This window comes from Bradyrhizobium sp. SZCCT0231 (assembly GCF_018130245.1).
Lineage (GTDB): Bacteria > Pseudomonadota > Alphaproteobacteria > Rhizobiales > Xanthobacteraceae > Bradyrhizobium > Bradyrhizobium japonicum_F.
Genome location: NZ_JAFCKP010000003.1, coordinates 216,741 through 242,840, shown reverse-complemented (window position 1 = coordinate 242,840; position 26,100 = coordinate 216,741). Strand labels below are relative to the sequence as shown.

20 protein-coding genes are annotated in these 26,100 nt (G+C 64.7%); 11 read left to right on the top strand and 9 right to left on the bottom strand.

Annotated features, from left to right (window positions below):
- Positions 1-11 precede the first annotated feature (11 nt).
- From JQ566_RS11495 to JQ566_RS11475, 5 genes are read left to right on the top strand one after another with little or no spacing between them, the layout of a single operon-like run.
- Positions 12-746 (top strand): CpaD family pilus assembly protein, encoded by a 735-nt coding sequence (locus JQ566_RS11495; RefSeq protein ID WP_212372345.1) that lies wholly within the window; start codon positions 12-14, stop codon positions 744-746.
- Positions 743-2,011 (top strand): CpaE/TadZ family protein, encoded by a 1,269-nt coding sequence (locus JQ566_RS11490; protein WP_212372344.1) that lies wholly within the window; start codon positions 743-745, stop codon positions 2,009-2,011. The genes JQ566_RS11495 and JQ566_RS11490 overlap by 4 nt, the downstream gene beginning before the upstream one ends.
- Before the next feature lie 21 nt (positions 2,012-2,032).
- Positions 2,033-3,502, top strand: coding sequence for a TadA family conjugal transfer-associated ATPase (locus tag JQ566_RS11485; RefSeq protein ID WP_212372343.1), 1,470 nt, complete (start codon positions 2,033-2,035; stop codon positions 3,500-3,502).
- A gap of 16 nt (positions 3,503-3,518) precedes the next feature.
- Complete coding sequence (locus tag JQ566_RS11480; protein WP_212372342.1) at positions 3,519-4,496, top strand: type II secretion system F family protein; 978 nt, start codon at positions 3,519-3,521, stop codon at positions 4,494-4,496.
- 9 nt (positions 4,497-4,505) lie between these two features.
- Positions 4,506-5,480: a type II secretion system F family protein gene (locus JQ566_RS11475; protein WP_212372341.1), complete on the top strand. Its 975-nt coding sequence runs from the start codon at positions 4,506-4,508 to the stop codon at positions 5,478-5,480.
- A gap of 51 nt (positions 5,481-5,531) precedes the next feature.
- On the opposite strand, the gene JQ566_RS11470 is transcribed toward JQ566_RS11475, so the two are convergent.
- Complete coding sequence (locus JQ566_RS11470) at positions 5,532-6,359, bottom strand: tetratricopeptide repeat protein (RefSeq protein ID WP_212372340.1); 828 nt, start codon at positions 6,357-6,359, stop codon at positions 5,532-5,534.
- A 206-nt stretch (positions 6,360-6,565) separates the two neighbouring features.
- Positions 6,566-6,769 (bottom strand): hypothetical protein, encoded by a 204-nt coding sequence (locus JQ566_RS11465; RefSeq protein ID WP_028177287.1) that lies wholly within the window; start codon positions 6,767-6,769, stop codon positions 6,566-6,568.
- A gap of 198 nt (positions 6,770-6,967) precedes the next feature.
- Between JQ566_RS11465 and JQ566_RS11460 the strand changes: the two genes are divergently transcribed.
- Positions 6,968-8,341: a leucyl aminopeptidase family protein gene (locus tag JQ566_RS11460; RefSeq protein WP_212372339.1), complete on the top strand. Its 1,374-nt coding sequence runs from the start codon at positions 6,968-6,970 to the stop codon at positions 8,339-8,341.
- Entirely contained in the window at positions 8,334-9,176 is an 843-nt protein-coding gene (locus tag JQ566_RS11455; RefSeq protein WP_212372338.1) for a C40 family peptidase, read from the top strand. Before JQ566_RS11460 ends, JQ566_RS11455 begins: the two co-directional genes overlap by 8 nt.
- 101 nt (positions 9,177-9,277) lie before the next feature.
- Here the strand turns inward: JQ566_RS11455 and JQ566_RS11450 are convergent, their stop codons facing one another.
- The 6 genes from JQ566_RS11450 to JQ566_RS11425 all read right to left on the bottom strand — a co-directional run bounded on the left by JQ566_RS11450 (position 9,278) and on the right by JQ566_RS11425 (position 17,781).
- Complete coding sequence (locus JQ566_RS11450) at positions 9,278-10,915, bottom strand: ABC transporter ATP-binding protein (protein WP_212372337.1); 1,638 nt, start codon at positions 10,913-10,915, stop codon at positions 9,278-9,280.
- A 4-nt stretch (positions 10,916-10,919) separates the two neighbouring features.
- On the bottom strand, positions 10,920-12,101 hold the full coding sequence (locus JQ566_RS11445) for an ABC transporter permease (RefSeq protein WP_028177291.1): 1,182 nt from the start codon (positions 12,099-12,101) through the stop codon (positions 10,920-10,922).
- A complete protein-coding gene (locus JQ566_RS11440) occupies positions 12,101-13,210 on the bottom strand; it encodes a microcin C ABC transporter permease YejB (RefSeq protein WP_028177292.1) in 1,110 nt (369 codons plus the stop codon). The genes JQ566_RS11445 and JQ566_RS11440 overlap by 1 nt, the downstream gene beginning before the upstream one ends.
- 2 nt (positions 13,211-13,212) lie before the next feature.
- Positions 13,213-15,099, bottom strand: a complete 1,887-nt coding sequence (locus JQ566_RS11435; protein ID WP_212372336.1) for an extracellular solute-binding protein — start codon at positions 15,097-15,099, stop codon at positions 13,213-13,215.
- 14 nt (positions 15,100-15,113) lie between these two features.
- On the bottom strand, positions 15,114-17,015 hold the full coding sequence (locus tag JQ566_RS11430) for an extracellular solute-binding protein (protein WP_212372335.1): 1,902 nt from the start codon (positions 17,013-17,015) through the stop codon (positions 15,114-15,116).
- A gap of 211 nt (positions 17,016-17,226) precedes the next feature.
- Complete coding sequence (locus JQ566_RS11425; protein ID WP_212372334.1) at positions 17,227-17,781, bottom strand: c-type cytochrome; 555 nt, start codon at positions 17,779-17,781, stop codon at positions 17,227-17,229.
- Between the two features lie 234 nt (positions 17,782-18,015).
- On the opposite strand from JQ566_RS11425, the gene JQ566_RS11420 reads away from it, so the two are divergent.
- Together JQ566_RS11420 and JQ566_RS11415 are read left to right on the top strand one after the other, a co-directional pair.
- Complete coding sequence (locus JQ566_RS11420) at positions 18,016-18,756, top strand: 3-deoxy-manno-octulosonate cytidylyltransferase (protein ID WP_212372333.1); 741 nt, start codon at positions 18,016-18,018, stop codon at positions 18,754-18,756.
- Between the two features lie 21 nt (positions 18,757-18,777).
- Positions 18,778-19,635: a prephenate dehydratase gene (locus JQ566_RS11415; RefSeq protein WP_212372332.1), complete on the top strand. Its 858-nt coding sequence runs from the start codon at positions 18,778-18,780 to the stop codon at positions 19,633-19,635.
- Positions 19,636-19,781: 146 nt separating this feature from the next.
- On the opposite strand, the gene JQ566_RS11410 is transcribed toward JQ566_RS11415, so the two are convergent.
- Positions 19,782-20,801, bottom strand: coding sequence for an LLM class flavin-dependent oxidoreductase (locus JQ566_RS11410; protein WP_212372331.1), 1,020 nt, complete (start codon positions 20,799-20,801; stop codon positions 19,782-19,784).
- Positions 20,802-21,201: 400 nt separating this feature from the next.
- Between JQ566_RS11410 and metF the strand changes: the two genes are divergently transcribed.
- Both metF and metH read left to right on the top strand, forming a co-directional pair.
- The gene (gene metF, locus JQ566_RS11405; RefSeq protein ID WP_212372330.1) at positions 21,202-22,122 is read left to right on the top strand and encodes a methylenetetrahydrofolate reductase [NAD(P)H]; all 921 of its coding nucleotides are present in this window, start codon (positions 21,202-21,204) and stop codon (positions 22,120-22,122) included.
- A gap of 1 nt (position 22,123) precedes the next feature.
- Positions 22,124-25,969: a methionine synthase gene (gene metH / locus JQ566_RS11400; RefSeq protein ID WP_212372329.1), complete on the top strand. Its 3,846-nt coding sequence runs from the start codon at positions 22,124-22,126 to the stop codon at positions 25,967-25,969.
- Positions 25,970-26,100 lie beyond the last annotated feature (131 nt).

The window sequence follows — 26,100 nt, the reverse complement described above, 5'->3', positions numbered from 1 at the left end:
GGGACTTCACGATGACCACAAGACCACCCCAGCTTCGCAAACGCGCCATCCGCCTCGGTGGCGCGCTCGTCGGCATGGCGCTCGTGCTCGGCGGCTGCCAGCACGACGAAGTCGTCACGGCCTCCATTCCCGACGATTACAAGCAGCGCCATCCGATCGCGGTCGAGGAGCAGAACCGCTCGATCGTCGTCTTCGTCGGCCATGCCCGCGGTGGATTGACCGCCGCCCAGCGCGCCGACGTGATGGGCGTCGCATCGGCATGGCTGCACGAAGGCACCGGCGCCATTCGCATCGACGTGCCGTCCAATACGCCCAATGCTCGTCCGGTCGCGGACACGATGCGTGAGATCCAGGCGATGCTGTCGGCGGCAGGCGTTCCGCCGCGCGGCGTCAGCGTTCACCCGTATCAGCCGGAAGACAAGCGCTTCCTGCCGCCGATCCGGCTCACCTATTCCAAGATCGCGGCGGTCGCCGGCCCCTGCGGCCTGTGGCCGGAGGACATCGGCCCCTCGATGAAGAACAAGCGCTGGTTCGAGAACAAGGATTACTACAATTACGGCTGCGCCTATCAGCGCAACCTCGCGGCCATGGTCGACAATCCGTCGGACCTCGAGCAGCCGCGGCCTGAAACTCCGTCATACACGCCGCGGCGCATCACCGCTCTCGAGAAATATCGCAAGGGAATGACGACGGCGACCACCTATCCCGAGGCCGACAAGGCCAAACTCAGCGACACCGGCAGATGATCAGCTACGCGCGTCAGACACAAGAAGAGCAGGCGGCAGCAGCTCCTCCGCCGGTCGAGGAGCATATTGCGCCCGCGCCGCGCGTCTCGGTCCAGGCCTTCTGCGAGACCGTGGAGACTGCCGCCGCGGTACAGTCGGCCGGCGAGGATCGCCGTCTCGGCAAGGCCCATCTGAAGATCCAGATGGGCGGCATGGCGGCCGCCATCGAGGCCTACCGCTCGGCCCCCACGCCGAACGTGATCGTGCTCGAGAGCGACGGCCGCAGCGATCTCTTGGGCGGGCTCGACCAGCTCGCCACCGTTTGCGACGCCGGCACCCGCGTGGTCGTGATCGGCCGCATCAACGACGTCACGCTCTATCGCGAGCTGGTTCGCCGCGGCGTCAGCGATTACGTGCTCGCGCCGGTCGGCGCGATCGACGTCGTGCGCTCGATCTGCAACCTGTTCTCGGCGCCGGAAGCCAAGGCGGTCGGCCGCATCATCGCCGTGGTCGGCGCCAAGGGCGGCGTCGGGGCTTCCACCATCTCCCACAATGTCGCCTGGGCGATCGCGCGCGACCTCGCGATGGATGCCGTCGTCGCCGACCTCGACCTCGCCTTCGGCACCGCCGGGCTCGACTACAACCAGGATCCGCCGCAGGGCATTGCCGACGCCGTGTTCTCGCCGGACCGCGTCGACACGGCGTTCATCGACCGCCTGCTGTCGAAATGCACCGACCATCTCAGCCTGCTGGCGGCACCTGCGACGCTCGACCGGGTCTATGATTTCGGCACCGACGCTTTCGACGCCGTGTTCGACACGCTGCGCTCCACCATGCCCTGCATCGTGCTCGACGTTCCGCATCAATGGTCGGGCTGGACCAAACGGGCCTTGATCGGAGCGGACGACATCCTGATCGTGGCCGCGCCAGACCTTGCCAATTTGCGCAACACCAAGAACCTGTTCGATCTGTTGAAGGCCGCCCGCCCCAACGACCGGCCGCCGCTCTACTGCCTGAACCAGGTCGGCGTGCCGAAACGGCCCGAAATCGCCGCCGCGGAGTTCGCCAAGGCGATCGAGAGCCAGCCGGTCGTCTCGATCCCGTTCGAGCCGCAGATCTTCGGCTCCGCCGCCAACAACGGCCAGATGATCGCGGAGATCTCCGGCAACCACAAGTCGATCGAGATGTTCCTGCAGATCGCCCAGCGCCTGACCGGCCGCAGCGAGACCAAAAAGCAAAAGTCGTCCCTGCTTTCACCTCTGATTGAGAAGTTGCGGGGAAGATAAGCCGCCGCATGGAGTTGTTAAGTGTTCGGTAAGCGTAGCGGAACAGACACCGACTTTCGGGCGCCCAAGCCCGGCGCCGTGTCGCTCGAGCCTGCCCAGGCTCAGGCGCCGACGGTGTCGCGCGCCCCGCCTCCGCCGGCCGTCACCTCGCCGCCGCTCGCTCCTGCCAAGGCCCCGCCGCCTCCGGCCATGGAGAGCCGGCGTTCGGATAATTATTACGAGGTCAAGGCGACCATCTTCGGCGCCCTGATCGAGGCCATCGACCTTGCCCAGCTCGCCAAGCTCGATTCGGAGTCCGCGCGCGAGGAAATCCGCGACATCGTCAACGAGATCATCGCGATCAAGAACATCGTGATGTCGATCGCCGAGCAGGAGGAGCTGCTCGACGACATCTGCAACGACGTCCTCGGCTACGGCCCGCTCGAACCGCTGTTGTCGCGCGACGACATCGCCGACATCATGGTCAATGGCGCCAACACCGTCTACATCGAGGTCGGCGGCAAGATCCAGCGCACCGGCATCCGCTTCCGCGACAACCAACAGCTTCTCAACATCTGCCAGCGCATCGTCAGCCAGGTCGGCCGGCGCGTCGACGAATCCTCGCCGATCTGCGACGCGCGCCTCGCCGACGGCTCCCGCGTCAACGCCATCGTGCCGCCGCTGTCGATCGACGGCCCCACGCTCACCATCCGCAAATTCAAGAAGGACAAGCTGACGCTGGATCAGCTGGTCAAGTTCGGCGCGATCACGCCGGAAGGCGCCGAGATCCTCCAGATCATCGGCCGCGTCCGCTGCAACGTGCTGATTTCCGGCGGTACCGGCTCGGGCAAGACCACCCTGCTCAACTGCCTCACCAATTACATCGAGCACGACGAGCGCGTCATCACCTGCGAGGACGCCGCCGAGCTCCAGCTTCAGCAGCCCCACGTGGTGCGGCTGGAAACCCGCCCGCCCAACATCGAGGGCGAGGGCCAGGTCACCATGCGCGAATTGGTGCGCAACTGCCTGCGTATGCGGCCCGAGCGGATCATCGTCGGCGAGGTCCGCGGACCCGAGGCGTTCGACCTGCTCCAGGCCATGAACACCGGCCATGACGGCTCGATGGGCACGCTGCACGCCAACAACCCGCGCGAGGCGCTGTCGCGCTGCGAATCCATGATCACGATGGGCGGCTTCTCGCTGCCCTCACGCACCATCCGCGAGATGATCTGCGCTTCCATCGACGTCATCGTCCAGGCCGCGCGCCTGCGCGACGGCTCGCGCCGCATTACCCACATCACCGAGGTGATGGGCATGGAAGGCGACACCATCATCACCCAGGACATCTTCCTCTACGACATGGTCGGAGAGGACGCCAACGGCAAGATCATCGGCCGGCACCGCTCGACCGGCATCGGCCGTCCGAAGTTCTGGGAACGCGCCCGCTATTACGGCGAGGAGAAGCGCCTCGCCGCTGCGCTCGACGCAGCGGAAGTCGCTCCGAAGACGTGAGCAGGTCAGCGCCGCCATGAACATGCAGGTCCTCGCCCTCGCCTTCCTCGCCACCGCAGCCGTCGGCGGCATCGCCTGGGTCTTCCTCTATCCCTTGCTGTCCGGGGAGCGAAAGGCGGAAAGCCGGCGCGCATCGGTCGCGCGCGCCGAGGCGCCGACGGCCCGCCAGGCCGAGAAGACCCAGCGCTCGCGCCGCGAGCAGGTCGAGACCACGCTCAAGGACCTCGAGGCGCGGCGCGCCCAGGAGAAGAGCGCTCCGCTCAGCGTCCGCCTGTCGCAGGCGGGGCTTGACTGGACGCCGCAGAAATTCTGGATCGCGTCCGCCGTCGTGGCGGGCGTGTTCTTCGCGGTCGCGCTGATCGGCGGCGGCGGCATGATCGGTGCCGCCGGGCTCGCCTTTGCCGGCGGCTTCGGCCTGCCGCGCTGGGCGCTCAGCTTCCTGAAGAAGCGTCGCGAGGCCAAGTTCCTGGCTGCGCTGCCCGACGCGGTCGACGTGATCGTTCGCGGCATCAAGGCGGGCCTGCCGCTGTTCGAATCGATCAAGGTCGTCGCCGCCGATTCTCCCGAGCCGCTACGCAGCGAATTCCTGGCTATCATCGAGACGCAGGCGATCGGCATGCCCTTGGGCGAGGCCTGCGCGCGGCTCTACGAGCGCATGCCGCTGCCGGAGGCCAATTTCTTCGGCATCGTGGTGTCGATCCAACAGAAGTCGGGCGGCAACCTCTCCGAAGCGCTCGGCAACCTCTCCAAGGTGCTGCGCGACCGCAAGAAGATGCGGGAGAAGATCCAGGCGATGTCGATGGAAGCCAAGGCCTCGGCCGGCATCATCGGCTCGCTGCCGCCGATCGTGATGTTCCTCGTCTATCTCACGACGCCGCAATACATCTCGGTGCTTTGGACTCATCCTACCGGCCAGCTGATGCTGGTCGGCTGCGTCGTCTGGATGTCGATCGGCATCATGGTGATGAAGAAGATGATCAACTTCGATTTCTGACGGTGCCGTATGGTCGAATTCCTCGTCTCGAAACTGCACGACGTCCGTTTCATGACCATGCTGCTAGCGGCCGTCGCCGCCAGCGCAACCGTGTATACGCTGGTGATGCCGTTGTTCGCCGGCGAGGGCCTCTCCAAGCGCATGAAGGCGGTGGCGAGCGAGCGTGAGCGCATCCGGCAGCGCGAGCGTGAGCGTCTCAACAAGAACGAGAAGGTCTCGCTGCGCCAGACGCCGAAGCAACTCGTCTCCAAGGTGGTCGAGGACTTCAACCTGACCAAATGGCTCGCGCAGGAAGCTGCGCGGGAGAAGCTCATCATGGCAGGTTACCGCGGCCAGGCGCCCTATGTCACCTTCCTGTTTGCCCGCATGGTCGCGCCGATCGTGCTCTTGATCGGCTCGGCACTCTACGTCTTCGTGATCGCCAATATGCAGCAGGCGATGCCGATCAAGATCGGCATCTGCGTCGGCGCTGCCTATCTCGGCCTCCAGGCACCGATGCTGTTCCTCAGGAATGCGATCTCCAAGCGCCAGCTCTCGATCAAGCGTGCATTTCCCGACGCGCTCGACCTGCTCCTGATCTGCATCGAATCCGGCATGTCGGTCGAGATGGCCTTTCGGAGAGTTGCGAACGAAATCGTGGGCCAGTCGATCGCACTGTCGGAGGAGTTCACCCTGACCACGGCCGAGTTGTCCTATTTGCAGGATCGCAAGGTCGCCTATGAGAACCTGGCACGGCGCACCGGGCTCGAGGGCGTCAAGTCGGTGTGTCTGGCGCTGCAGCAGGCGGAGCGTTACGGCACGCCGCTCGGCCATTCCTTGCGCGTCATGGCGCAGGAGAATCGCGACATGCGCATGAACGAGGCCGAGAAGAAGGCGGCCGCGCTGCCGCCGAAGCTGACCGTGCCGATGATCCTGTTCTTCCTGCCGGTGCTGTTCGTGGTCATTCTCGGACCCACCGCCATCAAGGTCACCGAGATGCAGTGAGCCGGGCTGGACCACACGGTCCGCCACCAACGCCCGGAAGAGCAGCTCTGATCAGTCGGGCTGGCTCAGCGAAGCGACCGGCGTCCGCTTCGGCGCGCCGCGCGGGGCGTCGCTGCGGCTCAGCATGTCCTTGAGATAGGCGACATTGGCCGCGGCCTGGTCCGGCGGCAGGTCCGCCTTCACGATGGTCTCCGCTTCCGCGAAGCGGCCCTGGAGACCGACGACCAGGCCGAGATTCTGCCGCACCCGGCTGCTGGCGCGCGGCGACGCATAGGCCTGCCGCAGCGCCTCCTCGGCCTTGGGCAGGTCCCTCGACAGCATGTAGGACAGGCCGAGATTGGAGAGCACGCCGGGATCACCCGGTGCGATCTTGAGCGCGCTCGCGTAGTAGGATCGCGCCTCCTCATGACGGCCCATCTGGTCCAGCGCCGTGCCCTGCACCGAAAGCAGGCGCCAGTCCGGATTGTCGGGCGAGTGCGCCTTCGACAGGACGTCGTAAGCCTGCTGGAAATTGCCGTTGTCGGCGAGTGCGCGGCCGTACTGGGCGAGCAGCGCCTTGTTGCCGGGATTGGCGATGGTCGCCTGCTCGAGCACGGCGGCGGCCTGGGCGCGCTGGCCGTTGGCGCGCAAGGCCTGTCCGTAGGCGAGTGCGGCGTCGGCATCCTTGGGATTGGCGCGGTAGCGCTGGCCATAGGCGTCGACGGCCCGCGCCGGATCGGTGGACGCGCGGTCGGCGGAAGCCGCCTCCGCCCGGGAGCCGACCGAGCCCGTCACGTCGGAGAGTTTCGACATGGCCGTGCAGCCGCCGAGGCCCATGGCCACCGCTGCGATCAGCGACGTCGAGGCAAGAAGCCGGGCAGGACTGATCCGTTGACGCATGAAGCCTTGATTCTGGAGCCGCTTGATCGAGCCGAACGCGCCAGCAATAGAATGTTAACCCTAACGGCCGGTTAACGACGCCCTCTGGCCTCTCGCGGCGGCATCACGATCGCAACGCTCGTAAAGGCGTGAGGCCGTCCCCTTCCAACCCGTAGCTCTCGGCGCGGGATACGAGATCCGCCCGAGGACGGCGTCCTCTCGCCCGGTCAATATTCGATCGCGAGCCGCCTGCGGATTTCGTCGATGCGCTTGTCGAGCGCATCGAACCGCGCGTGGACGGAGCGATCGTGGAGATAGAAGACGTAGCCGCCGGCAAGGAACGCGAAGATCCAATGGTGATGTTCGATATAGCCAAAAATCGCCTCGACGGCCTGGCCGACGAATGTGACCACGCTCCACACAAATTCCATCGCATTTCCTCCCGGCGCTTCCTGGTCGGTCGCCTCCGATCTCCACATCTGGCGGCCGCCCCCCGAACCTAGCATGGCCTTGCGGCGCGGCGCAGTTCGCTGAACGGTGACGGCAATGCCGATTGCAGCGGCGCCGAAACTCTGCGAAGTCTCGTCGGTTCGCATGACCCCGCTTGATCTGACGATCCGGACCCGCCAATGCCCTCTGTCTTCGAGACGTCGCCCACCGCCATCCCGATCACTTTCGTCACCAAGTCGAGCTGGGATCAGATTGCCGAGACGCTGCCCCCGGCGCAGCGCCAGTTCGCCGCCGCAAGCGCCTTTGCCGCCAAGCCGGGCGGCTATCTGGCACTTCCCGCGCCGGACGGGACGATTGCTCAGGTGCTGTTCGGTCTCGAGGATGAGCGTGCAAGATCGCGCGACCTGTTCCGACCAGGGGCCCTGCCCGGCCTGTTGCCGCCGGGAACCTATCGCTTTGCCAACGCGCCGCACGATCCGCGGCTGGCGGCGCTCGCCTTCGCACTGGGGTGCTACCGCTTCGCCCGCTACCGCAAGGCCGATCGCCCGGAAGTCCGGCTGGTGCCGCCTGACGGTGTCGACGCGGCCGAGATCGAGCGGATCGCCGATGCCGCCATGCTGGCGCGCGACCTCATCAACACGCCGTCCAACGACATGGGCCCGTCGGAGCTCGCCGCAGCCGCGCAAGCGCTCGCTGCCGAGTTCGGCGCAAGCTTCGCCTGCACCGTCGGCGAGGATCTGAAGGCGAACTTCCCGCTGATCCACGCCGTCGGCATGGCCTCCAGCCGCACGCCGCGGCTGATCGACATCGGCTGGGGCGATCCTGAGCATCCCAAGGTGACCTTGGTGGGCAAGGGCGTTTGTTTCGACACCGGCGGGCTCGACCTGAAGCCGTCGAGCGGCATGCTGATCATGAAGAAGGACATGGGCGGCGCCGCCAACGTGCTGGCGCTTGCGCGCATGGTGATGGATGCAAAGCTGAAGGTGCGGCTGCGCGTGCTGATTCCGGCGGTGGAGAACGCCGTCGCGGGCAATGCCTTCCGCCCGCTCGACATCTTTACCTCGCGCAAGGGCATCACGGTCGAGATCGGCAACACCGACGCGGAAGGCCGGCTCGTGCTCGCCGACGCGCTGGCGCTGGCCGACGAGGAGAAGCCCGATCTGCTGATCGACCTCGGCACGCTGACCGGCGCGGCGCGCGTCGCGCTGGGCCCGGATCTGCCGCCCTTTTACACCAATGATGAGACGCTGGCCACTGAGGTCGCGCGCTGCGCGGTGAAGGAAAACGATCCGTTGTGGCGCATGCCGCTATGGCCGCCTTACGATTCCTGGCTGGACTCCAAGACGGCGACCATCACCAATGCGCCGTCGGGCGGCTTTGCCGGCTCGATCACCTGCGCGTTGTTCCTGCAACGCTTCGTCGAGCACGCCGCGAGCTGGCTGCATGTCGACATCTACGGCTGGACGCCGTCGGCGAAACCGGCACGGCCCGAAGGCGGCGAGTGCCAGGCCGCGCGCGCCATCTACGCACTCTTGAGCGAACGCTATGCATGACCCGCGGCTGACGCCGTCGCGGGGCGACATCGCCGCGAAATATCTCGAAGGCCAGGTCGAGGCGGAGCGCTTCGTCACCGGAGAGGAATTCGAGGCGATCGACGCGATTGCCCCGATGCGCGAGCAGCCATCCTCGAACGCCATGCTGATGACGGAGGCGCTGCGCGGCGAGCGCGTCACGGTCTACGACCGCAACGGAGAAGGCTGGGCCTGGGGCCAGCTTGCAGGCGATGGCTATGTCGGCTGGCTGCCCGACGCGGCGCTCCTGAGGCCGACGGCCACGCCGACACACTTGGTCAGCGTACTTCGGACGTTTGCGTTTCCCGGCCCGTCGATCAAGCTGCCGCCGGCCGACACGCTGGTGCTGGGATCAAGACTCACGATCGTGCGCGAGGATGGGATCTTCGCGGTGACGCGCGAAGGAACGTTCTTGCCAAGGACGCATCTCGCGCCGCTCGATCATCGCGAGCCGGACTTCGTCGCGGTGGCCGAGCGCTTTGTCGGAACCCCCTATCTCTGGGGCGGCAAGAGCAGCTTTGGCATCGATTGCTCGGGCCTGGTACAGGTGTCGCTGACATCAGCCGGGATCGGCTGCCCGCGCGACAGCGACATGCAGCTGGCGGGGCTCGGCCGCGCGCTGGAGCCGCATGAGCGGAGCAGCTTGCTGCGCGGCGATCTGATCTTCTGGAAGGGCCACGTCGCCATCGTCCGCGACGGCGACACCATGGTTCATGCCAACGCGTATCACATGGCGACCGTCATCGAGCCGATCGAACCGGCGATTGCGCGGATCAGGCAGGCCGGCAGCGAGGTCGTCGCGATCAAGCGGCTGTAGCGAGACCTCGTAGGATGGGTAGAGCGCCGCGAAACCCATCGCTGCGCGGCCGCGTCGTTAGAATGATGGGTTTCGCTGCGCTCTACCCATCCTACTGAAGATTACGTCGCCACCGCCCCGTTGCCCGCCGTCTCCAGCCGGAACGCCGCGGCGAACAGTGCGCGCGTGTAGTCAGTCTTCGGATTCCTAAACAGCTCGGCGGCCTGGCCCTCCTCGACCACCTTGCCGCCGCGCATCACGATGAGGTGGCTGGCGAGCGAGGCGACGACGCGCAGATCGTGCGAGATGAACATGTAGGTGAGGTCGCGTTTGCGCTGGAGCTCGCGCAACAGATCGACCATCTGCGCCTGGAACAGCATGTCGAGCGCGCTGGTCGGCTCGTCCAGCACGACGAAATCCGGCTCCAGCACCACTGCGCGCGCGATGCTGATGCGCTGGCGCTGGCCACCGGAGAATTCATGCGGATAGCGGAAGCGCGTATCCGGATTGAGCCCGACATCCTCCAGCGCCTTGACGACGCGCCCCTCGCGCTCTTCGCGCGACAGCTTCGGCTGATGCACGGACAGGCCTTCGGCGATGATGTCGGCCACCGACATGCGGGGGCTGAGCGAGCCGAACGGGTCCTGGAACACGATCTGCATGTCGCGCCGGAACGGCCGCATCTCCTTGAAACGCAGGCCCTGGATGTCCTTGCCCAGGAACACGATGCGCCCGTCCGAGGAGATCAGCCGCAGCAGGGCGAGACCCAGCGTGGTCTTGCCCGAGCCGGATTCGCCGACGACCCCGAGCGTCTCGCCCTTGCGCACGGCGACGCTGACGCCATCGACCGCCTTGATGTGGCCGACCGTCTTGCGCATCAGGCCGCGCTTGATCGGAAACCAGACTTTGAGATCATTGGCCGACATCACCACCGGCGCATCCGGCTGCGGCGGCGCCGGATCGGGCTTCGGCTCCGCCGCGAGCAGGTCGCGCGTATAGGGATGCTTCGGGGTCTTGAAGACCTGCTCGACCGGTCCCTGCTCGACGACCACGCCACCCTTCATGACGCAGACGGTGTCGGCGATGCGGCGAACGATGCCGAGATCGTGGGTGATGAACAGCAGGCTCATGCCGAGCCGCGAACGGATCTCGGCAAGCAGCGCCAGGATCTGCGCTTGCACGGTGACGTCGAGCGCCGTCGTCGGCTCGTCCGCGATCAGAAGGTCCGGCTCGTTGGCGAGCGCCATCGCGATCATCACGCGCTGACGCTGGCCGCCGGAGAGCTGGTGCGGATAGCTCTTCAGCCGCGTCTCGGGCTCGGGAATGCCGACCTGCGTCAGCAATTCCAGCGTCCGCCTGCGCGCCTCGGCATTGCTGGTGGGATTGTGCAGCTGGATGATCTCGCCGATCTGCGCCTCGATCGTGTGCAGCGGATTGAGCGAGGTCATCGGCTCCTGGAAGATGATGGAGATGTCGCTGCCGCGAATCTCGCGCATCTTCTGCTCGGACCGGTCGATCAGCTCCTGTCCCTTGAAGCGGATGCTGCCCGAGGGATGCGACGCGTTCGGATAGGGCAACAGCTTCAGGATCGAGAGCGCGCTGACCGACTTGCCGGAACCGGATTCGCCGACCAGCGCCACGCATTCGCCGCGCTTGATCTGGAACGAGACCTTGTCGACCGCGAGCGTGGTGGCGCCGCCCTGGTGGAAGGCCACCGAAAGGTCGCGCACGCTGAGCAGGGGCTGGTTGATCGCGTCCATAGCCTTACCTGAACGTCTTGCGCGGATCGAAGGCATCGCGCACGGCTTCGCCGATGAAGATCAACAGCGACAGCATGATCGCGACCGAGAAGAAGCCGGAGAAACCGAGCCAGGGTGCCTGCACATTGGACTTGGCCTGCGACAGCAATTCGCCCAGCGAAGGCGATCCCGGCGGCAGGCCGAAGCCCAGGAAATCGAGCGCCGTCAATGTCATCACCGAACTCGACACGATGAAGGGCAGGAACGTCATGGTCGCAACCATCGCGTTCGGCAGCAGGTGGCGGAACATGATGACCGGGTTGGAGACGCCGAGCGCCCGCGCCGCCTGGATGTATTCGAAGTTGCGCCCACGCAGGAACTCGGCCCGCACCAGACCGACCAGAGAGACCCAGGAGAACAGCAGCAAGATGCCGAGCAGCACGAAGAAGCCGGGCACGAGGACCGAGGACAGGATCAGGAGAAGGTAGAGCGAGGGAATCGCCGTCCAGATCTCGATGAAACGCTGGAAGATGAGGTCGACCCGGCCGCCGAAATAGCCCTGCACCGCCCCCGCCGCGATGCCGATGACGGACGAGACGATCGTGAGACAAAGTCCGAACAGCACCGAGATGCGGAAGCCGTAGATCAATCGCGCCACCACGTCGCGGCCCTGATCGTCGGTACCGAGCCAGTTATATTCGAGGTCGCGGCAGCTCTTCAGTCCCTTCTTCTCCACCACCGGCTGACACTGCTTCTCCGTCAACATCCAGGTCGGCGGCGACGGCGCCGGCGTCGGCAAATCGAGATTGTGAGTATCGTAGGAATAGCGGATCAGGGGCCAGACGATTGTGCCGTTCTTGTCCTTGATGAGCTTCTGCAAGTACGGATCGCGATAGTCGGCCGCCGTCTCGAAATCGCCGCCGAAGGTCGTTTCCGAATAGGTCACGAAGGCGGGCCAATAGAGCCGGCCGTCGAACTTGATCAGGAAGGGCCGATCGTTGGCAATCAGCTCGGCGAACAGCGACACCACGAACAGGCCGATGAAGAGCCAGAACGACCAGTAGCCACGGCGGTTGGCCTTGAAGTTCTGCCACCGGCGCCTGTTGAGCGGCGAAGGCACGAACGGCTTGCGCGTGATCGGCACCGAATCGCCGAGCGGCGATTTCGCCGTGGTTTCGATCGGCGTCGTTGGGGCGGCCAGCGTCATCAGACCTCCCGCGCCTCGAAATCGATCCGGGGGTCGATCCACATATAGGTCAGGTCGGAGATCAGGTTGATCACGAGACCGACCAGCGAAAAGATGTAAAGCGTGCCGAACACCACGGGATAGTCGCGGTTGAGCACGCTCTCGAAGCTGAGCAGCCCCAGCCCGTCCAGCGAGAAGATGGTCTCGATCAGAAGCGAGCCTGAAAAGAAGGCGTGGATGAAGGTCCCGGGGAAGCCGGCGATCACGATCAACATCGCATTGCGGAAGACATGGCCGTACAGCACCCGGTTCTCGCTGCACCCCTTGGCGCGCGCGGTCATGACGTATTGCTTGCGGATCTCGTCAAGGAACGAGTTCTTGGTCAGGAACGTCATGGTGGTGAACGCGCCGAGGCCCATGGCGATCAGCGGCAGCGTCAGATGCCAGAAATAGTCGATGATCTTCCAATACCAGGGAAACTCCGACCACCCGTCTGACGTCAACCCGCGCAGCGGAAACCAGTTGAAGAAGGAGCCGCCGGCGAACAGGATGATCAGAAGAATGGCGAACAGGAATCCGGGAATGGCATAGCCGAGCACGAGGACGGTCGATGTCCAGGTGTCGAGGCGCGTACCGTCCTTCATCGCCTTGCGGATGCCGAGCGGGATCGAGATCAGATAGGTGATCAGTGTCAGCCAGATCCCCAGCGAGATCGAGACCGGCAGCTTCTCCTTGATCAGCTGGATCACGCTGACGTCGCGAAAATAGCTCTTGCCGAAATCGAAACGGGCGAAATTCCAAACCATCAGCGCGAAGCGTTCCGGTGCCGGCTTGTCGAATCCGAACTGCACCTCCAGCTTCTTGATGAAATCGGGGTCGAGCCCCTGCGCGCCGCGGTATTTGGAGTTGATGGCATCGGCGCCGGCACCGACCTGCCCGGGAGCGCGCTGCGCAAAATCGCTGCCGCCAGAGATGCGCGAGGTACCGCCGGTGTCGGCGCCCGAGAGCTGCGCGATCACACGCTCGACCGGGCCGCCCGGCGCGAACTGCACGACGATGAAGGACACGAAGAGGATCCCGAGCAGCGTCGGGATCATCAGGAGGATGCGGCGGGCGATATAGGCGCTCATGGCTATTTTGCCTGCTCGAGCTTGGCCGCCTTGGCGGGTTCATGCCACCAGATGTCGGGCGCGCCGACGCCGTTGGCATAACGCGGCAGCTTCTGCGGATGGCCGAACTGGTCCCAATAGGCCAGCCGGTGCGTCTTGTTGTACCATTGCGGCACCCAGTAGCGGCCGGCGCGGAACAGGCGATCAAAAGCGCGGCAGGCGACGGTCAGCTCTTCGCGGCTGTCAGCCGCCATGATTTTTTCGATCATGGCGTCGATGGCCGGGCTGGCGATGCCCGCGAGATTGTACGAGCCCTTGGTGTTCGCGACCTGCGAGGAGAAGAACGAGCGCATGGCGTCGCCCGGCGTCGCGGACATGCTGAAGCGCTGGATCGTCATGTCGAAATCGAAGTCATCCTGACGCGCCCTGTATTGCACCGCATCGACGAGGCGCACGTTCGCTTCGATACCAAGCGTCGCGAGATTCTTGATGTAGGGCGCATGATGCGGCTGGAAGGAAGGCTCATCCAACAGGAACTCGATCTTGAACACCTCGCCATTCGGCAGCATCCGCTTGCCGTCCTTGATCGGCACACCCGCCTCGCTCAGCAGTTGCTGCGCCTTGCGCAAGAGGCTGCGGTCCTGCCCGGAGCCGTCCGTGACCGGAGGCGTGAACGGTGCGGTGAAAACGTCGTCCGGAACCTGGCCGCGAAACGGCTCCAGCAATTTCAGCTCTTCCGGCGAAGGCGGCGTATTGCCTGCCATGAGGTCCGAGTTCTGGAATGGCGACACCGTACGGGCATAGGCGCCGTACATGATGGTCTTGTTGGTCCATTCAAAATCGAAAGCGTTGATCAGGGCCTCGCGCACGCGCGGATCCCTAAATTTGTCGCGTCGCGTGTTGATGAACCAGCCTTGCGCTCCGGAGGGCGTGTCATCGGGCACGACCTCCATCTTGACCCGGCCATCCTTCACGGCCGGAAAGTCATAGCGCGTTGCCCAGATGCGTGAGGTGAATTCTTCCCGATAGAGATAGCTCTTGCCGGTGAAACCTTCGAAGGCGACGTCGCGGTCGCGATAGAACTCGTAGCGCACGACATCGAAATTGTAGCTGCCGCGGCAAACCGGCAGATCGGCGGCCCACCAGTCCTTGACCCGCTCGAATTCGATGTAGCGATTGACCTCGAACCTGCCGACCTTGTACGGACCGGAGCCGAGCGGAATATCCAGCGTCGATTCATCGAACGGCCGGGACGCATAATAGGCCTTCGAGAAGATCGGCAGTCCGGCAACATAGAGCGGCACGTCGCGGGCGCGTCCCTTGGCGAAGGTGACGACGAGCGTCGCGTCGTCGATGGCTTCCGCGTTCACGAAGTCACGCATCTGCACGATGATCAGCGGGTGGCCCTTGGCCTTCAGCGTTGTCAGCGAAAACGCCGCGTCGTGGGCGGTGAGCCTGGTGCCGTCGTGGAATTTCGCCTCCGGCCGCATCGTGAAGCGATAGACCAGCCTGTCCGGCGATATCTGCACGGATTTTGCGGCAAGTCCGTACATCGCGTCCGGCTCGTCGCTGCCGCGCACCATCAGCGGCGAAAACGTCATGTCCATGCCTTGCGCGCCATCGCCCTTGAGGATGTAGGCGTTGAGCGAGTTGAAGGTCTGGTAGGACTGGTTATACGACCTCGTCGATGGGATGAGCGAGAACGTGCCGCCCTTCGGCGCAGACGGATTGACGTAGTCGAAATGGTGGAAATCGGCGGGATATTTGAGATCGCCGAACGCAGAGATGCCGTGCGCGTCGGTCCCCGCTTCCGACGCTCGCGCGCTGCGCAGCAGCGGCGAACCGAGGGACGCCCCGAGGGCGCCGCCGACACCCAAGGCCAGCACATGGCGGCGTGACATCTGCGTCATGCGGGACATGTCCTTCACGACTTCTTTGCGATCCGTGCCGCCTTGTCTGCGTCGTACCACCAGATGAACGGGAAGCCGGACTGACCGTATTTGGGCAGTTCCGCCGGCCGGCCGAACCGATCCCAGCGCGCGGTACGCACCTTGTTGTAGGTCCATTGCGGCACGACGTAGTGATTCCACAGCAGCACGCGGTCGAGTGCCTTGGTGGCCGCGACGAGATCGTCGCGATCTCTAGCGTAGATCACCCGCTCGATCAGCTTGTCGACGGCCGGATTCTTGATGCCGGCGATATTACGCGAACCGGCGATGTCGGCCGACTTGGAGGACCAGAACTCGCGCTGCTCGTTGCCCGGCGATTGCGACTCGCCCCAGGAGTTGGTGACGATGTCGAAGTCCCACTCGCGCGTCCTGTTCTCATATTGGGTCGGATCGACCGTCCGCACGCTCACGGCAATGCCGAGCCGCTCCAGCGACGGCTTGTAGAACAGCGTGATCCGCTCGAAGCTCGGATCCGAGTTCAGCAATTCCAGGGAGAACTGGGCGCCGGTCTTGACGTCGATCAGCTTGCGGTCGCGCACCTCATAACCGGCCTCCTTGAACAGGCGCAGCGCCTCGCGCAGATTGTCGCGCACGGCCTCCGGACTGCCGCCGACCGGATTGGTGTAGGCCGTGGTGAAGACTTCAGGCGGGACCTGGGCGCGGACGGTCTCGAGGATCTCGAGCTCCTTCCCCTGCGGCAAGCCGGTCGCCATCAGATCTTCGATGCCGTCGAAATAGCTGCTGATGCGCTTGTACTGACCGTAGAAGATCTGCTTGTTCATCTCCTCGAAGTCGAACGCGCAGTTGAGTGCACGACGAACACGCGGATCGCTGAACTTGGCGCGGCGCAGGTTCGGCACGAAGGCTTGCATCACGCCCGAGCTGCGATTGGCGAATTCCTCGAGGATCACCCGCTTTTCGGTCACAGCCGGGAAGTCATAGGCGGTCGCCCAGTTCTTCGCGCTGTTCTCGGTGCGCCAATCGACCTGGTCGGCCTTGAACGCCTCGATCGCGACCGTGGCGTCGCGGAAATATTCGTAGCGCAGCTCGTCGAAATTGTTGCGGCCGACATTGGCCGGAAGGTCGCGGCCCCAATAGTCCTTGACGCGCTCCAGCGCGATCGAGCGTCCTGCGACGAACTCCTTGACCCTGTAGGGGCCGGAACCAAGCGGCACTTCCAGCGTGGTGGCGGAGACATCGCGCTTGCGGCCCTGCGCGTCCGTCCCCTCCCACCAATGTTTCGGCAAGACGATCAGCTGCCCCACGATCTGCGGCAGTTCGCGGTTGCCGGGGGCGTCGAACACGAACTTCACCTCGCGCTCGCCGACCTTCTCGGCCTTCACCACATGGCTGTAGTACGCCGAGTACATCGGATGGTGCTTCTTGAAGGAATCGAGCGAGAAGATCACGTCCTCCGGCGTGACCGGCTTGCCGTCATGCCATTTCGCCTGCGGCCGCAAACGATAGGTGACGAAGGAAAAATCGTCGGGATGGCTGACGGCTTCGGCCAGTGCGCCGTATTCGGTCGAGACCTCGTCAAGCGAGGGCGTCGTGAGCGATTCGTAGATGAAGGCGACGGCGCCGGCGACCTGCCCCTTCACACCCGAGACGACGATATTGAAATTGTCGAACGTGCCGACGGCGATCTGGCGCGCGATGCCGCCCTTCGGCGCGTCCGGATTGACGTAGTCGAAGCGCTTGAAGTCGGCGGGGTACTTGACCTTTCCGAACAGCGAGAGCGCGTGGCGCCAGGGCAGCTCATTGGAAGACTGCGCTTCGGCCGTGCCGACGACGGAAACGCCCGCGACGGAACCGAGGGCGGGAAGCGCTGCGGCCGCAGTGCCGGTGAGCAGAAGATCGCGTCGGGTAATGGCCAAATCAATAGTCCTGTCTTGAAGGAGGCTACTCCTTTAAGTTCCCAATATAGGCGAGGTTTCGACCGAATATGTTGCTTTTTCCTCATCTTGGAAGCCCCGGCGGCCCACCGGATGCGGCCAAACGCCCCGATAAATTCGCCGCGAGGCCCGGATAAGGAAACGGCCAGGCTTTTCAGCCTGGCCGCACGTTCCAAAACGGGTTCTTGGGGCCTTACTTCGACGCGGTCGGCAGCGGCTGAGGATGCTCCGACAGCGAGTTCAGATAGGCAATGACGTCGGCGCGCTCGGAATCCTTCGGGATGCCGGCAAAGCCCATGGCGGTGCCGGGAATGAAGCCCTTCGGATTGGCGATGAACTTGTTGAGGTCATCGAACGTCCAGGTGCCGCCCTTGGCTTTCATGGCCGCCGAGAAGTTGAAGCCACCACGGCCCTGGCCTCTTGGCTCGCCGACGACGCCATAGAGGTTTGGACCGACCCGATTCGGGCCGCCCTTCTCGAACGTGTGGCAGGCGCCGCACTTCTTGGCGGCGGCAGCACCCTTCTCGACGGAGGCGGTCTGGAGCAGCTTCTCGATCGGCTCGGACGGTGCGGCCGCAGCGGCACCTTCCTTGCCGTGGCCGGCATCTTCCTTCACGGCGATCTCGAAGCCCGGCTTTTCCGGCATCTTGGGGGAGAACAGCGCACTCGCGGTGAAGCTCGTCACCAGCAGAAAGAGACAGGTGCCGAGCACGGCACCGAGAATCTTGTTGAGTTCGAAAGAGTCCATTTCCGGCCAGGCCCCACCGCAAGAAGGAAACAGCGGCCCATGCGGCCGCCAGGACGAGCCTCGGGAGAATCAAAAACGTTCCTTATTGTTTCCCCGAGTTTTGCCATTGAGATATCGGTTTGCCCGGGGTCTGGCAACCCGTATAAGCGAGCCGGCTTTCAGCCCGTCCCACTCCATTTCTCGGCACGGAAAACGCCCCGTTTCCAGGCTCTTGACCCCAGACCTTTGAACCCAATGACCGATCCTCGCATCCTGGTGCTGATCCCGGCCCGCATGGCCGCCACCCGCCTGCCCGGCAAGCCGCTCGCCGATATCGCGGGCCTGCCGATGATCGTGCATGTGCTGCGCCGCGCCGAGGCCGCGGCAATCGGCCGGGTCGCGGTCGCAACCGACACCGATGAGATCGCCTCGGTCGTGACCGCCCATGGCGGCGAGGCCGTGATGACCCGCGCCGACCACCCCTCCGGCTCCGACCGCATCCACGAGGCCATGCAGAAGCTCGATCCCGAGGGCAAGGCCGAGATCGTGATCAATCTCCAGGGCGATTTCCCGACCATCACGCCGGCAGCGATCCGCGAGGTGCTGCCGCCCTTCGACGACCCCGCAGTCGACATCGTCACATTGGCCTCGCAGATCCACACCGAGGAGGAGGACCTCGCGCCGAGCGTGGTGAAGGCGATCGGTTCGCCGATCGGGCCGAAGCGGTTGCGGGCACTTTATTTCACCCGCGCCACAGCCCCTTACGGCAACGGACCGCGATACCACCACATCGGCCTTTACGCCTATCGCCGCGCCGCGCTGGAGCGGTTCGTATCGCTGCCGCCTTCGCCGCTCGAGCGTCAGGAGAGCCTGGAACAGCTGCGGGCCGTGGAGGCCGGCATGCGCATCGACATCATGATCGTCGACAGCGTGCCCCGCGGCGTCGACACGCCGCCCGATCTCGAAACCGCCCGCAGCATCCTTTCCAAATCCTGAGGCGCTGTTACAAGGCCGACCATGAGCAAGCTGAAGATCGCATTCCAGGGCGAACCCGGAGCCAATTCCCACATCGCCATCGTCGAGGCCTATCCCGACGCCGAGCCGATGCCCTGCGCTACTTTTGAAGACGCGCTGTCGGCAATCTCGTCGGGCGAGGCCGATCTCGGCATGATCCCGATCGAGAATTCGGTCGCAGGCCGCGTTGCCGACATCCATCATCTGCTGCCGGCCTCCGGCCTCTTCATCGTCGGCGAATGGTTCTTGCCGGTCCGGCATCAGCTGATGGCAGTGAAGGGCACCAAGCTCGAAGACATCAAGAGCGTCGAGAGCCATGTGCATGCGCTCGGCCAGTGCCGGCGCATCATCCGCAAGCTCGGCATCAAGCCGATCGTGCACGCCGACACCGCCGGCAGCGCCCGCGACATTTCCGAGCGCAAGGACAAGACGGTCGCCGCGATCGCCTCGCGCCTTGCCGCAAAGATCTACGGCCTCGACATCCTCGCCGAAGACATCGAGGACGAGGCCCACAACACCACGCGCTTCGTGGTGCTGGCGCGCGAGCCGAAATGGGCGCCCCAAGGCACCGGCCCGCTCGTCACCACTTTTGTTTTCCGCGTGCGCAATTTGCCTGCCGCGCTCTACAAGGCGCTCGGCGGTTTCGCCACCAACGGCGTCAACATGACCAAGCTCGAGAGCTACATGGTCGACGGCAATTTCTTCGCCACGCAGTTTTACGCCGACGTCGAAGGCCACCCCGATGACAAGGGCCTCGCCTTCGCGATCGAGGAGCTGAAATTCTTCTCGCGCGAATTCCGCATCGTCGGCGTGTATCCGGGACATCCGTTCCGGGCAACGTTCAGCGAAGCGCAGGATTGATTGCGTGTCCCGGACGCGCGAAGCGCGAGCCGGGACCCAGGGGGCTGCAAGACTCGGGGCTGCGATAGGCCGCCGGCTCTGCAGCGCACCGCACCGGACGATGCTTCGCATCGCCGGGAGCGCTGCGTCCGGGGCACGAGAGCGGCTTACGCGGTTTCTCTTTTCGCCAGCCCGAACGCCTCCGCCAGCAGCGAATACGACTTCTTCCGCGCCTCGTGGTCGTACACCGCCGTGATCACCATCAGCTCGTCCGGCTTGCTGGCGTAGATCAAGGGCTGCAGCTTCTTCTGCACCGTCGCGGGGCTGCCGACGAACAGGCGCGAGCGGTTGCGGAGGATCGAGGTCCGCTCGGCGTCCGTATACGGATAGGCCATCGCCTCCTCGACGCTTGGCAGCGGCAGATATTGACCGCGGTCGCGGCGAAGGCGGTTGAGGTCGAAGGAAGAGGCGAGCCTTTCGGCCTCCTCGTCGGTATCAGCCGCAATGACAGCGACCGCGAGAACGGCATGCGGACTCGCACGCCAGGCCGAAGGCTGGAAACGATTGCGGTAATGCACCATCGCGTCGATCGCGTCGTGGGATGCGAAATGATGGGCGAAGGCGAAGCCCATGCCGACTTGCGCGGCGAGCTCCGAAGAATAATCGCTGGAGCCGAGCAGCCAGATCGGCGGCAGGGCGGTGTCGTCAGGCATCGCCACGACGTTGTTGTAGGGGTGCCCAGCAGGGAATTCGCGGGTTTCCCACAGGATCAGCTCGTGCAGCCGCTCCAGGAAATCGTCGCCCTCGCGACGGTCGAGCCGGCTTCTCAGCGCATAGGCCGTAGCGCCGTCGGTGCCGGGCGCGCGGCCGAGCCCGAGATCGATCCGGCCGGGAAACAGCGCCTCCAGCATCTTGAAGCGCTCGGCCACCACCAGCGGCGCGTGATTGGGCAGCATCACGCCGCCGGAGCCGACCCGGATGTGCTTCGTCACCGCCGCGATCTGCCCGATCATCACGTCGGGTGCGGGACTCGCGACGGAGGCGAGGTTGTGATGCTCGGCGAGCCAGTAGCGGACATAGCCGAGCCCATCGACGTGGCGCGCCAGATCGATGCTGTTGCGCAGCGCCGCGGCGGGCTTGGTGCCGGTGGTGACCACGGAGAGGTCGAGGACGGAGAGCGGGATCATGGCGGCTTAACGTAATCGAGGCCGGCGCGGCGGCAATGGGCTGGCTCCGCAGGTCTGACGTGTGCAGGCGGAGCGGCCACGTGCCTCGGCCGAGGCCGGAGCGGTGGGACAAGGACAGCCGCAATCACGCAGATTCACGTCGCCCACATAGAATAGGGGCACTCACTGCCGAATCAATTTCCTACTAATTGGCTGATTTACATTATAAATTATTCTCATCTCAAATTTCCCACTCAGATCGCGCCATGCTCGATAATTCGGATATTGGCAGCACAAGTGGGCCACTTCCCATCACTGATGGGCTGTCGATCGAACTGGCTTTGCCCTATCTTAGGCCTTCCGCGCCGGATGCGGCTGCTGGCCGCCGTGGCTGAGCGAGATCCTTGGAGTGAGTGGTGCCATGACCGATCTGACGACGCCTGCCCAACCCGACGGGCAAGACGGGCACCTGAAGCGGCCTGCGATCTCCTTCGAGTTCTTTCCGCCCAAGACGGAAGAGATGGAGCGCAATCTCTGGGAGACGATCAAGCGGCTGGCCCCGCTCGAGCCGAAATTCGTCTCGGTGACCTATGGCGCCGGCGGCTCGACCCGCGAGCGCACCCATTCGACCATTACCCGCATCCTCAAGGAGACCGCGCTGCTGCCGGCCGCGCATCTGACCTGCGTCGGCGCCTCGCGCGGCGAGATCGACGAGATCGTCGACCGCTATCACGAGGTCGGCGTCCGCCACATCGTGGCCTTGCGCGGCGATCCCGTCGGCGGCATCGGGACACCCTATTCCAGCCATCCCCAAGGCTATCAGAGCTCGGCCGAGCTGGTCGCGGGAATCAAGAAGCGGCACGGCGATATCGAGGTGTCGGTCTCGGCCTATCCCGAGAAGCACCCGGAGGCGCGCGACTTCGATGCCGACATCGACACACTGAAGGCCAAGGTCGATGCCGGCGCGACGCGCGCGATCACGCAGGTGTTCTTCGATAACGACCTCTACTTCCGCTATCTCGATCGCGTCCGCGCCCGCGGGATCAATATCCCGATCGTGCCGGGCATCATGCCCATGCACAATTTCAAGCAGGCGCGCAATTTCGTCACCCGCGCCGGCACCACCGTGCCGGACTGGTTCGCCGCGAAGTTCGAGGGCCTCGATGACGACGCCGAGACCCGCAAGCTGGTGGCGGCTACCGTCGCCGCCGGCCAGGTGCAGAAGCTCGCCAAGCACGGCGTCGACACCTTCCATTTCTACACCATGAACCGCGCCGATCTCGTCTTCGCGATCAGCCATTTGCTCGGCATTCGCGCCAAGAGCGCGCAGAAGGCAGCGTAAGATGACCGCTCCCGTTTCTCCCAAGCGAACTGCCCTGCTGAACGCCGCACGCGAGCGCATCCTCGTGCTCGACGGTGCCATGGGCACGATGATCCAGAACCTGCAGCTCGACGAGAAAGCCTTCCGCGGCGAGCGCTTCAAGAACTTTCATCGCGACCTGCGCGGCAACAACGACCTGTTGATCCTGACCCAGCCGCAGGCGATCGAGGACATCCACGCCGCCTATTTGCGCGCCGGCGCCGACATCGTCGCGACCAACACCTTCTCCACGACCTCGATCGCGCAGGCCGATTACGACCTCACCGGCATCGTCTACGAGATGGCGCGCGAGGGCGCCCGCCTCGCCGGCAATGCGGCGCGGCGCGTCGAAGCCGAGGACGGCAAGCCGCGCTTCGTTGCCGGTGCCATCGGCCCCACCAACCGCACCGCCTCGATCTCGCCCGACGTCTCCAATCCCGGCTATCGCGCCGTCACCTTCGACGATTTGCGCAAATCCTATGGCGAGCAGATCCGCGGCCTGATCGACGGCGGCGTCGACCTCTTGCTGGTCGAGACCATCTTCGACACGCTCAACGCCAAGGCGGCGCTCTATGCGATCGCCGAGATCACCGAAGAGCGCAGCATCGACATGCCGGTGATGGTGTCGGGCACCATCACCGACAAGTCCGGCCGCCTGCTGTCGGGGCAGATGCCGGAAGCGTTCTGGAATTCGGTGCGGCATGCCAAGCCAATTACTATCGGTTTCAACTGCGCGCTCGGCGCCGAGGATCTGCGCGCCCATATCGCCGATATCGGCCGCGTCGCCGACACGCTGGTCTGCGCCTATCCGAACGCCGGCCTGCCCAACGAGTTCGGACAGTATGACGAGACGCCCGAGTACATGGCGCGCCTGATCGGCGAGTTCGCCCGCGACGGCCTCGTCAACATCGTCGGCGGCTGCTGCGGCACCACGCCGGACCATATCGCGGCGATCGCTGCCGCAGTGGCCCCGCACAGGCCGCGCATCGTGCCGGAGATCACCCCGCGCCTGCGGCTCTCCGGCCTCGAGCCGTTCGTGCTGACGGATGCGATTCCCTTCGTCAATGTCGGCGAGCGCACCAACGTCACGGGATCGGCCCGCTTCCGCAAGCTGATCACCGCCGGTGACTACACCGCCGCGCTCCAGGTCGCGCGCGACCAGGTCGAGAACGGGGCGGTAGTTATCGACGTCAACATGGACGAGGGCCTGCTCGATTCCGAAGCGGCGATGGTGACGTTCCTCAACCTCGTCGCCGCCGAGCCCGACATCGCCCGCGTGCCCGTGATGGTCGATTCCTCGAAATTCTCTGTCATCGAGGCCGGCCTGAAATGCGTCCAGGGCAAGCCGGTCGTCAACTCGATCTCGATGAAGGAGGGCGAGGAGAAGTTCATCCACGAGGCGAAGATCGCCCGCCGCCACGGCGCGGCCGTCGTCGTCATGGCGTTCGACGAGGTCGGCCAGGCCGACACGTTCGCGCGCAAGACCGAGATCTGCAAGCGCGCCTACGACATCCTGGTGAACAAGGTCGGCTTCCCGCCTGAGGACATCATCTTCGATCCGAACATCTTCGCGATCGCGACCGGCATCGAGGAGCACAACAATTACGGCGTCGACTTCATCGAGGCGACGCGCTGGATCCGCCAGAACCTGCCCGGCGCGCACATCTCGGGCGGCGTCTCCAATCTGTCGTTCTCGTTCCGCGGCAACGAGCCGGTGCGCGAGGCCATGCACTCGGTGTTCCTGTACCACGCCATCAAGGCCGGCATGGACATGGGCATCGTCAATGCCGGGCAGATGATCGTCTATGACGACATCGATCCCGAGCTGCGGCAAGTGTGCGAGGATGTCGTCCTCAACCGCGACCCCGGCGCGTCCGAGCGCCTGCTGGCGCTCGCCGAGAAATTCCGCGGCAAGAAGACGGAAAGCAAAGAAGCCGATCTCGCCTGGCGCGAATGGCCGGTGGAGAAGCGGCTGTCGCATTCGCTGGTGCACGGCATCACCGAATTCATCGAGCAGGACACCGAGGAGGCCCGCAAGAATTCCTCGCGCCCGCTCGACGTCATCGAAGGACCGCTGATGGCCGGCATGAACGTCGTCGGCGACCTCTTCGGCGACGGCAAGATGTTCCTGCCGCAAGTGGTGAAGTCCGCGCGCGTGATGAAGCAGGCCGTTGCTTACCTGATGCCGTTCATGGAGGAGGAGAAGGCGCGCAACCTCGCCAGCGGCATCGGCACCGAAGGCTCCTCGTCGGCCGGCAAGATCGTGCTCGCGACGGTGAAAGGTGACGTCCACGACATCGGCAAGAACATCGTCGGCATCGTGCTCCAGTGCAACAATTTCGAGGTCATCGACCTCGGCGTGATGGTGCCGGCCGCCAAGATCGTCGAGACCGTGAAAGCGGAGAAGGCCGACATCGTCGGCCTCTCGGGCCTGATCACGCCCTCGCTCGACGAGATGGCGTTCTTCGCCGGCGAATTGCAGCGCGAAGGCTTGAGGCTGCCTCTCTTGATCGGCGGCGCCACGACCAGCCGCGTGCATACCGCCGTGAAGATCGACCCGAGCTATCGGGCCGGTCCCGTCGTGCACGTCAACGACGCCAGCCGCGCGGTCGGCGTTGCCTCCGCGCTGCTCTCGCCGGAGAAGCGCGAGACCTATGCCGCCGAGGTGCGGGCCGAATACGCAAAAATCTCGGAGGCGCATCTGCGCGCGCAGGCCGACAAGAAGCGCCTGAAGCTGGCGGCCGCCCGCGCCAATCGCGTGCCGGTGGACTTTGCCGTCAACCGGCCGGTGAAGCCGACCTTCCTGGGCATCCGCAGCTTCGACGCATACGATCTCGCCGAGCTCGTGCCTTACATCGACTGGACGCCGTTCTTCCAGACCTGGGAGCTCGCCGGGCGCTTCCCCGCCATTCTCGACGACGCCAAGGTCGGCGAGGTCGCGCGCTCGCTCTACGACGATGCGCGCAAGATGCTCGACACCATCGTCAAGGAAAAATGGTTCCGGGCCCGCGCCACCATCGGCTTCTGGCCGGCGAATGCGCAAGGCGACGACATCGTGCTCTATGCCGACGAGAGCCGAACCAAGAACATCGCGACGCTGCACACGCTGCGCCAGCAGCTCGAGAAGCGCGAGGGCCGCTTCAACGCGGCGCTCGCCGACTTCATCGCGCCTGCCGGCGTGCCCGACTATATCGGCGGCTTCGTCGTCACCGCAGGCATCGGCGAGGACGCCGTCGCCGACCGCTTCAGAAGCGCCAATGACGACTACTCCTCGATCCTGTGCAAGGCGCTGGCCGACCGCCTTGCGGAGGCCTTCGCCGAGCGCATGCATGCCCGTGTGCGCCGCGAGTTCTGGGCCTATGCGCCGGACGAGGCGCTCTCCAGCGAGGAGCTGATCCTCGAAAAGTATCAAGGCATCCGCCCCGCGCCCGGCTATCCCGCGCAGCCCGACCACACCGAGAAGGCGACGCTGTTCGAACTGCTCGATGCCGAGAACACGGCAGGCGTGAAGCTGACCGAGAGCTTTGCGATGTGGCCGGGCTCGTCCGTATCGGGGCTCTATTTCGCGAACCCTGCAAGCTATTATTTCGGCGTCGGCAAGATCGAGCGCGATCAGGTCGAGGACTACGCGGCACGCAAGGGCATGACGGTGGCAGAAGCCGAGCGCTGGCTCGCGCCGGTGCTGAACTACATCCCGTCGCAGCAGGACAAGGCCTTCGCGGCAAGGCCGGCGAACGACGAGATGCCGAAAGACCTCGCCTCGCATCCGCCGGGCTGCACCTGCGCGGTGCACCTCGTCTGGCAGAAGAAGCGCGCCGGGGCGGGGTAGACGCGCCTGCAAAACAAAAAATGAGAAAACAACCCCATGCACAGTAGCGATGGGGTTGAAAGGGCTGGATAATTTCGGTATTGCCGAAAACGAGTTGCGGCGTCGGGCAAAACAGGGGTAATATTCCATCA